Origin of the sequence: Stenotrophomonas sp. Iso1 (genome assembly GCF_027497995.1) — a bacterium.
GTDB lineage: Bacteria > Pseudomonadota > Gammaproteobacteria > Xanthomonadales > Xanthomonadaceae > Stenotrophomonas.
In genome coordinates this window covers 1,284,672-1,297,698 of sequence record NZ_JAODBT010000001.1, presented here as the reverse complement: position 1 = coordinate 1,297,698, position 13,027 = coordinate 1,284,672, and the positions used below count along the sequence as shown (strand labels likewise).

At 63.8% G+C, this 13,027-nt stretch carries 9 protein-coding genes; 3 read left to right on the top strand and 6 right to left on the bottom strand.

Annotation, left to right across the window (positions count from 1 at the left end; genetic code table 11):
* Positions 1 to 5 precede the first annotated feature (5 nt).
* The 6 genes from gltX to creB all read right to left on the bottom strand — a co-directional run bounded on the left by gltX (position 6) and on the right by creB (position 7,580).
* Entirely contained in the window at positions 6 to 1,409 is a 1,404-nt protein-coding gene (gene gltX / locus PAN08_RS05565) for a glutamate--tRNA ligase (protein ID WP_269790487.1), read from the bottom strand.
* Positions 1,410 to 1,754: 345 nt separating this feature from the next.
* Entirely contained in the window at positions 1,755 to 3,347 is a 1,593-nt protein-coding gene (locus PAN08_RS05560) for a M20/M25/M40 family metallo-hydrolase (RefSeq protein ID WP_269790486.1), read from the bottom strand.
* A 147-nt stretch (positions 3,348 to 3,494) separates the two neighbouring features.
* Positions 3,495 to 3,938: a hypothetical protein gene (locus PAN08_RS05555; protein WP_269790485.1), complete on the bottom strand. Its 444-nt coding sequence runs from the start codon at positions 3,936 to 3,938 to the stop codon at positions 3,495 to 3,497.
* 49 nt (positions 3,939 to 3,987) lie between these two features.
* On the bottom strand, positions 3,988 to 5,352 hold the full coding sequence (gene creD / locus PAN08_RS05550; protein WP_269790484.1) for a cell envelope integrity protein CreD: 1,365 nt from the start codon (positions 5,350 to 5,352) through the stop codon (positions 3,988 to 3,990).
* Between the two features lie 84 nt (positions 5,353 to 5,436).
* Positions 5,437 to 6,873, bottom strand: coding sequence for a two-component system sensor histidine kinase CreC (creC, locus tag PAN08_RS05545; protein WP_269790483.1), 1,437 nt, complete (start codon positions 6,871 to 6,873; stop codon positions 5,437 to 5,439).
* Positions 6,873 to 7,580 carry a two-component system response regulator CreB gene (gene creB / locus PAN08_RS05540; RefSeq protein WP_269790482.1) on the bottom strand — a complete coding sequence of 236 codons (708 nt, stop codon included), beginning with the start codon at positions 7,578 to 7,580 and terminating at the stop codon, positions 6,873 to 6,875. Before creB ends, creC begins: the two co-directional genes overlap by 1 nt.
* A gap of 45 nt (positions 7,581 to 7,625) precedes the next feature.
* Between creB and rlmJ the strand changes: the two genes are divergently transcribed.
* The 3 genes from rlmJ to mfd all read left to right on the top strand — a co-directional run bounded on the left by rlmJ (position 7,626) and on the right by mfd (position 12,944).
* Positions 7,626 to 8,483: a 23S rRNA (adenine(2030)-N(6))-methyltransferase RlmJ gene (rlmJ, locus tag PAN08_RS05535; protein ID WP_269790481.1), complete on the top strand. Its 858-nt coding sequence runs from the start codon at positions 7,626 to 7,628 to the stop codon at positions 8,481 to 8,483.
* 97 nt (positions 8,484 to 8,580) lie between these two features.
* On the top strand, positions 8,581 to 9,126 hold the full coding sequence (locus tag PAN08_RS05530) for a GNAT family N-acetyltransferase (protein WP_269790480.1): 546 nt from the start codon (positions 8,581 to 8,583) through the stop codon (positions 9,124 to 9,126).
* Positions 9,127 to 9,473: 347 nt separating this feature from the next.
* Positions 9,474 to 12,944: a transcription-repair coupling factor gene (gene mfd / locus PAN08_RS05525; protein WP_269790479.1), complete on the top strand. Its 3,471-nt coding sequence runs from the start codon at positions 9,474 to 9,476 to the stop codon at positions 12,942 to 12,944.
* The last annotated feature ends 83 nt before the right edge of the window (positions 12,945 to 13,027 follow it).

Genomic DNA, 13,027 nt, shown 5'->3' with positions numbered 1-13,027 from the left:
CTGTTTCAGGCCTTGGGAACCTTGATGAGTGCAGCGTCAATGCGTTTCAAGGCCTCGTCGCGACCCGCCAGATAGATGGTATGGGAAATGTCAGGGCTGACCTGCGTACCGGTGATGGCCACCCGCAGCGGCTGCGCCACCTTGCCCATGCCCATTTCCAGCTGCGCGGCAACGTCGTGCAACGCTGACGACACGCTTTCCGCATTCCATTGCGACAGCCCGGCCAGCAGCTCGCGGGCCTTGGCCAGCGGTGCATCAGCGCCGGGCTTGAAGTGCTTGGCCACGGCTGCTTCGTCGTATTCGGTCAGCGCGGTGTACCAGACCACTGCCTTCTCGGCCATTTCCTTCAGCGTCTGCACGCGCTCGCGCAGGGCGATGACCACGTCGACGGGCGCCGGACCCGCCGCCACGTCCAGGCCCAGCTTCTCCAGCTGGTAGACCAGCTGCGGAGCGATGGCGGCCGGGTCTTCGCTCTTCAGGAAGTGCTGGTTCACCCAGCCCAGCTTGGCCATGTCCAGGCGCGCGGCCTTGGAGTTGCAATTGGTCACGTCGAACAGGTCGATCAGCTCCTGCCGGGTAAAGATTTCCTGGTCACCGTGCGACCAGCCCAGACGGGCCAGATAGCTCAACAACGCTTCGGGCAGGTAGCCGGCGTCCTTGTACTGCATGACATCAGCCGCGCCGGTGCGCTTGGACAGCTTGGCGCCCTGCTCGTCCAGAATCATCGGCATATGGCCGAACTTCGGCACCGGGGCGCCGATAGCTTCGTACAGATTGATCTGACGCGGGGTGTTGTTGATGTGGTCATCACCACGGATGACCTCGTTGATCTTCATATCCCAGTCGTCCACCACCACCGCAAAGTTGTAGGTGGGGAAGCCGTCCGGACGGAAGATGACCATGTCATCCAGCTCGCTGTTGGCGATTTCGATGTTGCCCTTGATCAGGTCATCAAACACCACCGTGCCGTCGAGCGGATTCTTGAAGCGAATGACGCGGTTCGGGTCGTCCTTGTAGGCCAGCTTCAGCTCGCGGGCAGCGCCGTTGTAGCGCGGCTTTTCCTGCTTGGCCATGGCTGCTTCACGCATCGCGTCCAGCTCTTCCTTGGTCTCGTAGGCGTAGTAAGCCTTGCCGTCGGCGATCAGCTGCTCGGCCACTTCCTTGTAACGGGCGACGCGGTGAGTCTGGTAGATCGGGCCTTCGTCGTAGCCCAGGCCCAGCCACTCCATCGCCTCGAGAATGGCATCGATGGCTGCCTGGGTGCTGCGCTCGCGGTCGGTGTCTTCGATTCGCAGCACGAACTCGCCGCCACGGTGACGGGCCTCCAGCCAGCAATACAGCGCGGTGCGGGCACCACCAATGTGCAGATAGCCGGTGGGACTGGGGGCAAAACGAGTGCGAACGGTCATGACAGGCGCAGAAGTGGGGATCGCGACATTTTACCCCTTCGCCCTGCTGACCGCTTTTGGGCCGCTTCAAACCCTGCCCCCATCAGCGGCGGGCGGGTTGGGATAAGGCTGCTTTGCGCAGTTCCAGCCGCAAAAGCCCGCTCACCCGCCCTTCGGGCACCTGCATTCGGCATACCTGTGTGCCTCCCCCTTTGAAAGGCTGCGCCAGGCAATCTCGACAACGCTGCCGCTTTGTCGCCTCACACGCGGGAGAAGCGAGATATCACACATCCTCGCAGCGTTGTCCAAAAGCAGAAGGGCCGCAAAGCGGCCCTTCCTTTTCAGTCCTTCACACCCAACGCCCGCTCAATTCTCCAGCAGCGGCTTGCGCGGGAAGCGCTCTTCACGCATCGCTGCGTTGTACACGAACGAAGCCACGATGGCCGCTGCCTGCTTCAGGTCTTCCGGCTCGGCGTGGTCCCAGGTGTCCAGGTGGCTGTGGTGAACGTTGCTGAAATAGTCCAAGCGGTCCTGGATGAACTGAAAGCCCGGCAGTCCAGCACGGTCGTAGCTGATGTGGTCGGTGCTGCCGGTATTACGGGTAGCCACGGTGGTGGCGCCCACGTCGTTGAACGGCTTCAACCATGCCTCGAAGATCGGCATCGCTGCCATGTTTTCCTGCGCATAGATGCCACGGAAGCGGCCCGAGCCGTTGTCCATGTTGAAGTACACCTGGAACTTGTCGTAATCACGCAGCTTCTGCAGCGGGCCGGTCGGGTCACGCAGCGAGGCCGGCAACGCCTTCTGGGCGGCGTCGGTCGGCTCCGGATAACGGGCGAAATGCTGGGCGACATACGCCTGCGAGCCGATCAGGCCCTGCTCTTCGCCGCTCCACAGTGCCACGCGGATGGTGCGCTTGGGCTTGGCGCCCACGGCCTTGAGGATGCGCATGGCTTCCATCATCACCGCCACACCAGCGGCGTTGTCCGCCGCACCGGTACCGGTGTGCCAGGAGTCCATGTGTGCGCCCAGCATCACGATTTCGTCGGCCTTGCTGCTGCCACGGATCTCGGCCAGCGTGTTGTGGCCTGGTTGGTTGGTGTCGTCGGTAAAACGTGCATCCACGTTCACGCGCAGGCGCACGGTCTGCTTGTCCTTCAGCGCGCGTACCAGCGGGTTGAAGTGCTCGGCAATCATTGCCAGCTCCGGAATACCGACCGATTCACCCGCCTTGCGCGAGCCACCGCCGGCGACGCGGATGATGCCGTTGTCCCAGCCACTGATGCTGATCGCAGCCAAGGCACCTTCCTCGATGAAGAAGGCATTGGTGGCGCGGACCAGCTCCTGGCGTTCGTTGAATTCCTTGAGCCGCTTTGCGCGGTCCTCGGCGGCCGTCTTGGGAATGGTGAATTCCTGCAGGCCTTCCAGCGAGGTGGCGTCGTGGCGGTGCGAATCCGCCTCGGTACCGCGCTTGTACTCACGCGCATCACCCAGCAGCAGGATCTTGCCGCGCAGCTTGCCTTTGTACTGTTCCATATCGGCCAGCTTCTTGATCTGGACCTGGATCAGTTCGCCTTCGACCGGGCCGTTGGTACCGGGCGTCCACGCCTTGGGCAGTGCATGCAGCGGTTGGACGCGCTCGGACAGCATTTCGACACTGGACGAAGAGAATTCCCAGCCACGGCCGAAATCCTCGAACGCTTCGTCATGCACGTTCACCAGGCCCCAGTCGTTGAACTTCTGACGGCTCCAGCGATTAGCTTCCGTCATGGCCGGGGAATTGGTCAGACGCGGGCCGATGTTCTCGGTGAGGTGGCTGAAGGTGGCCATCACCTGTGAACGGTGGAAGGCCTCCTGACGAATCTTGCCCACCATGTCCAGATCAACCTGCTCGGCGGCATACGCCGGAGCGCCCACGGCCAATCCCATGCACAACGCCAACAAACCACGCTTGATCACCAGTATTCCCCCGGGCACTCGGCCAACTACGACAAAGGCCCGAGTCTAGCCAGCGGGGGCTGTTGTCCGAGTCGGCCAATGGTCATGGTTGAGGTGAATCAGGCCGCGTTTGTGGAGGAGAAGAGTTGGGAATGGGAAAAGTGGGTCTCAATTCAACCACCCGTAAACCACCAACCGCTCCACCGGTAGCACCGCCAACCACGCGCGTCTATCGAGCGAACCCGCGAAATAGGCTGCCCCGTTCCAATCTGCAATCACCTCGCTGGAAAACGCGGCTTCCGCCGAAATGCCTTCCTTAGCGCCCAACAGCATCCGCTGCCACTGCCCATAATGCGCGGGCACAGCCTGCTGCAATCCCGCACGCGCCACATGGGCCTGCTCAAAGAACGCCAATCCCTGCCGCTGGATCGCAACGGCCGTCTGCCCTGCCAATCGCAACACCACTACGCCCTGCGCGCCGCAGTCGAACACGCTGCCCAGCAACACTCCTTCCACCTGCCCTGGCGAGGTACCGAAATGCAGCAGGCCACTGGTTTCAATGCTGTCAGGTAAGGCGCGCTGTGCGCGACGATGGATCAAAGCCCGGTTCATAACCTGTTCCTCCCGAAACAGCGGGGTGGCCTGCGCCACCCCGCGTCGATTACAGCAAGGTCGGAGGTGTGGTCGGCTTGGCCGCAGAGCGGCTGCTCAGCTCGTACCAATCCACCTTGCGGGTGATCCACATGATCACGGCCAGAATGCCGAACAGCAGTAGCGAGCCCATCAGCAATGCGTTGTTCTCTGAAGCCAGCAGCATGTACAGCACGCCGTACAGCAGGGTCAGCATGGTTGAGAAGCCCAAGCCGTACTTCCAGCTGCGCAACACCCCGCTCAGGTAGAAGCCCTGCAGGCCAATACACGCCGCCGCCGATATCAGATACGCCTGCCAGAACGCGATCTGCTCGGACAAGCTCACCAGCAGCAGGAAGAAGATGGCCAGCGCCAAACCCACCAGCAGGTACTGCAGCGGGTGAATCTTGAGTTGCTTGATCAGCTCGAACAGCGCAAAGCCGACAAAGGTCAGCAACACGAACAGGATGCCGTACTTGGTAGCGCGGTCGGCCTGCGTGTAAACGTCCACCGGATCCACCAGCGCGACATTCAACGACTCCACACTGCCGCCAACACCACGAATGTTCTTGAGCAGCTGTGCCTGGGCTGCCGAGGCCAATGAGGACACTGCCCATTGGGCCTTGAAACCGCTGTCGTCGATGGTGCGTTCATTGGGCAGGAAGCTGCCGCCGAACAAGGGGTGCGGCCAAGGGGAATCCAGCGACACGCGGGTGTCGTCGCCCACCGGCACCACCGACAGCGAACGGGTGCCATCGAGCACGAACTCCAGCTCGACCTTGCTGCCCTCACGCAACACGCCCTGAGTGATGTCCATCAACTCCGTCAGCGGCGCATGCAGGCCCTTTGAGGTTTCTTCCAGCACGCCGGAACCGGACTGCAGCGGAACCGCGCGGCCATCAACGCGCAGGTTGGGCGTACCAACCAGACCACGCACGTCGGCAACGCCCAACGCCAGGTACGGGCGCTCGTAGGTACGGCCCGCGACCGCTGTGTAATTGACCGGAGCGAACTCTGCCTGCAACTTGGCCTGCCAGCTGTAGACCGGCACCTTGAACAAGCCGACGCGGCGTTCGTCCGGGCGCATCTTGCCTTGCACGTTCAAGCGCGTCGGCATCTGCAGGTCATAGCCGTGCTCGGTGCGCAGTTCCGTCTTGCGTTGGGCGCTGCCCTCCACTTCCACTTCCACCTCGCGCTTCTGCGTCCACGGCAGCACGCGCACCGGGCCGATCAGCGTCTGCTCACCTGCCCGGCTCTGCGCCACCCGCTCGATGGCCTGGTCGCGATAGCTCTCGCGCTCATTGATGGTGCCGCGGATCAGCAGCAGGGGAATCAACAACAACAACGCCAGCCCGCCGACAATGGCGAAGCGCAACAGCAGTTTCAGGGAAGTCATGTCCCGTCCTCGTGTGGTAACCGAGGCACAGCTTCCCCCCGCCCGGTGAGCAGGGTTTGTGGCGAATTTGAAGCGAATGTGAAGTCAGACCAGCGGCAGTACCAGGCTTGCCTCGGCGCCGCCGCCAGGGTGGTTGCGCAACTGCGCGCGGCCGCCGTGCAGTCGCGCGACTTCCGCCACAAACGGCAAGCCCAGACCGCTGCTGCGCTGCCCGCTACGTGGCCTCGCCAACGAATAAAAACGCTCGAACACCCGCTCCTGCGCGTACTCCGGCACACCAGGGCCTGCATCACGCAGACTTGCCGTCCAGCCTTCCTCGCTCTTTTGCACGTTCAACGCGACACGCCCCCCTTCTGGCGAAAACGCGATGGCGTTGTCCAGCAGGTTCGACAACGCCTGCCGCAGCAGGAACGCATCGCCCTGCAGCAATGCACGCTCGGGCATCTGACAATCCAACTGCAGCTGCGCAGCCTGCAGGCTGGGGCCAGCGTCATCGGCCAGCGCGCGGCACAACGCAACGAGATCCACCTCGCCACGCTTCTGCAACCAACCGTGTTGCTCCACTTCGGCCAGCCGCAGCAGCTGGTCGATGGTTTCCGTCAGGCGCCGCTCCTGCTGCACGATGTTGCCGGCGAAGCGTTGCCGCTCGGCCTCAGGCAGCGGTTCCTGCAACAGCTCGGCGGCCCCACGGATCGCGGCCAGCGGGCTCTTCATTTCGTGCGTGAGTGACTGCACGTACTGCTCAACGTAGGCCTTGCCTTCTAGCTTGCGACGCATGATTTCAAGCGCCTGGCCGAGGTCACCGATTTCATCGCGGCGACGCGGCGGTGGCGGCACGGGTTCACCCGCACTCACCGCCTTGGCATAGCGACTCAGGCTGCCGATACCGCGCGACAACCACCACGTCATCAACAATCCGATCAATGCCGACAGACCGATCAGCCATGCACCGCGCGCGATGATGGCGCGCTGACTGGCAGTGATGAATGGATCAATGGTGTCGTTGGGCTGCGACAGGGTCAGCACGCCGATCAAGGTACGGCCGTCGGCCGGGTCGTAGATCGGCGCGGCGACGTGCATCACGGTGGAGGTTTCATCGCCGGGCTTTTCCGCACTGGACCGTGCGCCGTACTCGCCACGCAAGGTCTTGTACACATCGTTCCAGCGCGAGTTGTCACGGCCAACGTCCTGCCCACGCGAGTCGTAGATCACGATGCCCTTGGCGTCGGTGATGGTCACCCGATACTCGACGCTGCGCTTGGGGAAGCGCCACACCATCGCCTTGGGATCACGCCGCTGCGCGGTGGCCATCTGGGCGGCGAAGGTACCTTCGGCGATCTGCCCGGCCTTCAAATCCGGTGCAGCGATCACCGCCAGCACGTTGGCCGCATCCACCAAGGTGGATTCCATGGCCTGACGCACGCCGGGCTTCACCTCGTTGACGAACACGCGCATCACGAAGAACGCGGCGATGCCGACGATCAGGAAGAAGCCCAGGAAGATTTTCAGCCCCAGCCGCATTACAGCTCCAGCGCGTAACCCACGCCGCGATGGGTGCGAATGGGATCATCCTGCGCACCGGCCGCACGCAGCTTGGCCCGCAGCGTTTTGACGTGGGTATCGACGGTGCGGTCCGTGCTGTCGCTGGCGTGGTCCCAGCCTCGCTCCATCAGCTGCGCCCGGCTCAGGATCGCACCGGGCCGTTGCAGCAACGCGGCCAGCAGGGCGTACTCGTAACGGGTGAGGTCCAGCAGCGCGTCCTGGTAACGGATGCGCTTGCCGTCTTCATCAATGGCGAAGCGGCCGCATTGGCGCCAGCCCGCCACGGTCGCCGCCAGCAGCGAAGCGGCCGTACCCGCCCCACGGCGCAGCCGGGCCCGTACCCGCGCCACCATTTCACGCGGCGAGAACGGCTTGGTCACATAGTCGTCGGCGCCCAGTTCCAGCCCCAGTACCCGGTCGAACTCGTCATTGCGGGCAGTCAGGAAGATCACCGGCACCTGGCTGAAAGTGCGCAGTTGTCTACACACCTCGAACCCGCCCAGGTCGGGCAGGCCCACATCCAGCACCACCACGTCGGCGCCCTCGTCGCGCAGGCGCTCCAGGGCTTGGCGGCCCAGTGCGCAGTGGCTGGCGGCATAGCCTTCGCTGCGCAGGGCATACAGAAGGGTATCGGCAATGGCGGCCTCGTCTTCGACGACGAGTACCCGGGCTGGCTGGTCTGACATGCCGCCAGCATAGCCGCCGCCCGGGCACCCCCGTACACTTCGCCGATGAACTATCGCCACGCCTTCCACGCCGGCAACCACGCCGACGTGCTCAAGCATGTCGTCATGCTGGCCATGATCGACGCGCTCAAGCAAAAAGAATCCCCCTTCTTCGTCCTGGACACCCATGCCGGGCGCGGACGTTACCAGCTCTCGGCCGAGGAAAGCCGCAAGACCGCCGAGGCCAACCTGGGCATCCTGCAGCTGATGACCACGCCCGCACTGCCCGAGGTGGTCGAGCGCTACCTGCGTGCCGTGCAGGCCGACAATCCGGTCGGCGCCCTGGTGTCCTACCCCGGCTCACCGCTGCTGGCCGCCCGTGCCCTGCGCGAGCAGGACCGCATGGCCGCCTGCGAGCTGCAGAAGGACGAAGCGGCCGCGCTCAAGGAGCTGTTCGCCCATGACCGCCGCGTGCAGGTCTTTGCCGGCAATGGCTACGACAGCATCCGTGCCCTGCTCCCGCCCAAGTCCGGCAACGACAAGATCGGCCGGGCACTGGTGCTGATCGACCCGCCCTACGAGGCGCAGGACGCCGAGTACCCGCAGATCATCTCCACCCTGCGTGAAATCCTCACCCGCATGCCGCAGGCCCAATGCGCAGTGTGGTACCCGATCAAGCAGCGCCGCAGCCTGCAGCAGTTCTTCCGCAAGGCCACCCATCTGCCGGCCAAATCCGTACTGGTAGCTGAACTGCTGGTCAGGCCCGACGACTCGCCCCTGCGCCTGAATGGCAGCGGCATGCTATTGGTCAACACCCCCTGGCAATTCGACAAAATTCTGTCCCCGGCGCTGCCCACCCTGAAGAAGCATCTGGGCGAAGCAGGCGCTTCCACCCGTCTGGAATGGCTGAAGATGCCCGAGTAATGCCCGCTGTCTGCGGCCACGACTCTGCGTTGAAGAACGTTCACAGTATTTAGGCGGGCGGATGACAGAATCCGGGGACTTTGGAGGAACCGTAGTCATGGCTACCCGTAATCGCATGCCGCCCTGGCATGAACATTTCAAGGCACCCAGCGGCCGCGAACTGCTTATCCGCCCCATCCGCCCGGAAGACGGCGCCCCCCTGCAGGGCGCGTTCGCCCTGTTCGGGCCGGAAGAGGTGCGTGACAAGTTCCTGCAGTCGGTGGAAGCACTGTCTGATGAGACCGCACAGCGGCTCACCCACCCCAATCCCAAGACCGAGATCGCCCTGGTGGCCGCCGAGCCGCTGCCGCCGGGTGAAGCCGTGGTCGGCGCGGTCGCCCGCGCCTCCATCATCCCGGGCACCCGCGACGCTGAATACGCCATCCTGGTCAGCCGCTTCCTTGCGGGGCAGGGCCTGGGCCGGCAACTGATGCGCAAACTGGTGAAATGGGCGCGCGGCAAGTACCTGGACCGTCTGTACGGCGACATTGCCGAGCAGAACGAGCCGATGCTGCAGCTGGCTGCCTCGCTGGGCTTCAAGCAGGTACCTCATCCCAGCGGCACGCCGGGATTGGTGCGGATGGTGCTGGAACTGGCTTCCTGATGCAGGCGTGAGAAGTGATGAGGAAGCGTCGGTTTGGACGCTGCTCCCGGCACGTGTCACTGCCCCACTCCAAAACACGAGCCGCAGCCAAGAGCAGAAGCAGGGCCGCCTGCCTCTGCTCTTGTCGTTTGCACCCTACCGTGGCGCAGATGTGAAAGGAAATGAGTGAGCGAATGCGCTGAGTCCGGCGCTGTTCCGCGCATCCATCGCTCCCCGCTCCGACACGGACACCATGACGAAAGGACGCGGCCCGCCCTTGCTCTTGTCGTCTCTCACGCCTCACTCCTGTCCGCTCGCGTCTCCCCCAGCCCTGCCCGAAAAGCCACATCTGGTAAAATTCGCGGCTCATGTCTGCCAACCAATACCCCTCTCCGCCGCTGCCCCGTTCGGGCCAGCTCCGCGCCTGGTGGCGCGCCCCGGCTTCCACGACTGCGCTGGCCTGGCATGTGGCGCAAGCCGCGCAGGCACACGGCAAGCCGCTGTTGTTGGTCACGCGCGATAACCAGAGCGCGCACCAGACCGTCGCCGATCTGCAGACACTGCTGGGCACCAGCACTAATGCGCTGCCGGTGGTGCCGTTCCCGGATTGGGAAACACTGCCCTACGACCAATTCAGCCCGCACCCGGACATCATTTCGCAGCGTCTGGCTGCCCTGCACCACCTGCCCACGCTGACGCGCGGCATCGTGGTGGTGCCGGTGCAAACGCTGCTGCAGCGGTTGGCGCCGCTGAGTTACATCGTCGGTGGCAGCTTCGATCTGAAGGTCGGCCAGCGCCTGGACATGGACGCGGAGAAGCGGCGGTTGGAAAGCGCCGGCTACCGCAATGTGGCGCAGGTGTTGGACCCGGGTGACTTCGCCGTGCGCGGTGGCCTGCTCGACGTCTACCCAATGGGCGCCGACGCGCCATTGCGCATCGAGTTGCTGGATGAGGATATCGACTCCATCCGCGCGTTCGACCCCGAATCGCAGCGTTCGCTGGACAAAGTGTCGGCGGTGAAGATGCTGCCGGGCCGCGAAGTGCCGGCGGATGAGGTCAGCCTGGCCAAGGTATTGACCACGCTGCGCGAACGGTTTGATGTGGACACGCGCCGCAGCCCGCTCTATCAGGACCTGAAAGCCGGTGTACTGCCTTCGGGCATCGAGTACTTCCTGCCGCTGTTTTTCGACCGAACTGCCACGCTGTTCGACTACCTGCCTGAAGGTTTCCTCACCGTGGTGGGCACCGGTGTGGGCGAGGCGTCCGATGCGTTCTGGCAGCAGACCACGAGCCGCTACGAACAACGCCGCCACGACATCGAGCGGCCGCTGTTGCCGCCCGATGAGATCTACCAATCGCCGGACAGCCTGCGCGAGCAGTTCAACAAGCAGCCGCGCGTGGAAGTGTGGCCGGCCGATCATCCGCGCATCGACGAAGCGCAGCCGCTGGGCGACCAGCCGCTGCCACCGTTGCCGGTCGCAGCCAAAGACGCGCCTGCCGGGCAAGCACTGAAATCCTTCCTGGAGCATTACCCAGGTCGGGTGCTGATCGCGGCCGATTCACCGGGCCGTCGCGAGGCACTGCTGGAAGTACTGCAGGCTGCCGAATTGCGTCCACCGGTGGTGTCCGGCCTGCCGGCTTTCCTGGCAGATGCCGCCGAGAAATTCGCCATCACCGTTGCGCCGCTGGATGATGGTTTTGCCATCACCCAGCCGCCAATGGCGGTGCTGACCGAGCGCCAGTTGTTCCCTGAGCGTGCCGGCCACGCGCGGCGCACGCGCCGGGCCGGGCGCGAGCCGGAAGCCATCATCCGTGACCTGGGCGAGCTGACCGAAGGCGCGCCCATCGTCCACGAAGATCACGGCGTTGGCCGCTACCGTGGCCTGATCGCGATGGACGTCGGCGGCATGCCCGGCGAATTCCTTGAGATCGAATACGCCAAGGGCGATCGCCTGTATGTGCCGGTCGCGCAGCTCCACCTGATCAGCCGTTACTCCGGCGCGTCGCCTGAAACTGCACCGTTGCATTCGCTGGGTGGCGAGCAGTGGACCAAGGCCAAGCGCAAAGCCGCTGAAAAGGTGCGCGACGTTGCGGCCGAGTTGCTGGAAATCCAGGCGCGCCGTCAGGCCCGCGCCGGTCTGGCACTGGATATCGACCGCTCCATGTACGAACCCTTTGCGGCGGGTTTCCCGTTCGAGGAGACCACCGACCAGTTGGCCGCCATCGAAGCAACATTGCGTGACCTGCAATCCAGCCAGCCGATGGACCGCGTGGTCTGCGGCGACGTTGGCTTCGGCAAAACTGAAGTCGCCGTGCGTGCAGCCTTCGCCGCTGCCAGCGGCGGCAAGCAGGTGGCCGTGCTGGTACCGACCACGCTGTTGGCCGAACAGCATTACCGCAACTTCCGTGACCGTTTCGCCGATTACCCGCTCAGGGTGGAAGTGCTGTCGCGCTTCAAGAGCACCAAGGAAATCAAGGCCGAACTGGAAAAAGTGGCCGAAGGCACCATCGACGTGATCATCGGCACGCACCGCTTGTTGCAGCCAGACGTGAAGTTCCGAGATCTGGGCCTGGTCATCGTCGATGAAGAACAACGTTTCGGCGTGCGCCAGAAGGAAGCGTTGAAAGCGATGCGTGCCAATGTGCACCTGCTTACGCTCACCGCCACGCCCATTCCCCGCACGCTCAACATGGCCATGGCCGGGCTGCGCGATCTGTCGATCATCGCTACACCGCCACCGAACCGGCTGGCGGTCAAAACCTTCATCACCGCCTGGGACAACGCGCAGTTGCGGGAAGCGTTCCAGCGCGAGTTGTCGCGCGGTGGTCAGCTGTACTTCCTGCACAACGATGTGGAAAGCATGGGCCGCATGCAGCGCGAGCTGTCCGAGTTGGTGCCCGAGGCACGCATCGGCGTGGCACACGGGCAGATGCCCGAGCGTGAACTGGAAAAGGTGATGCTGGATTTCCAGAAGCAGCGTTTCAACGTGCTGCTGGCCAGTACGATCATCGAATCCGGCATCGACATTCCCAACGCCAACACCATCATCATCAACCGCGCCGACAAGTTCGGCCTGGCCCAGTTGCATCAGCTGCGTGGCCGCGTGGGTCGTTCGCACCATCGTGCCTACGCCTACCTCGTGGTGCCGCCGGACAAGCGCTCGATCAGCGCCGATGCGCACAAACGTCTGGAGGCCATCGCTTCGATGGACGAGCTGGGCGCCGGCTTCACCCTGGCCACGCATGATCTGGAAATCCGTGGTGCAGGCGAACTGCTGGGCGAAGATCAAAGCGGCCAGATGGCCGAGGTCGGTTTCAGCCTGTACACCGAGTTGCTGGAACGCGCGGTACGTTCGATCAAGGCTGGCAGGCTGCCGGATCTGGATGCAGGCGAAGAAGCACGCGGTGCCGAAGTCGAACTGCATGTGCCGGCGTTGATTCCGAACGACTACCTGCCTGATGTGCACACGCGACTGACGTTGTACAAGCGCATTTCCAGCGCCCGCGACAACATCGCGCTGCGTGAGTTGCAGGTGGAAATGATCGACCGCTTCGGCCTGTTGCCGGACCCGGTGAAGCACCTGTTCGCCATCGCCGAACTCAAGCTGCAGGCCAACGAGCTGGGCATCCGCAAATTGGAGCTGGGCGAGAACGGGGGCCGCATCGTGTTCGAGAGCAAACCCAACATCGACCCGATGGCGGTGATCCAGTTGATCCAGAAGCAGCCCAAGCTTTACCAGATGGACGGCCCGGACAAGCTGCGCATCAAGCATCCGTTGCCGGAAAGCGCGGACCGTTTCAATGCAGCGCGCGCGCTCCTGACCACCTTGCACCCGTGAGTTCCTGAACGGGAATTCCGGGCAGGTTTGCGTGAAGACGAGGGCACGCCGAGAATGCGCGCCCTCGCCTATCATCGGCCAGC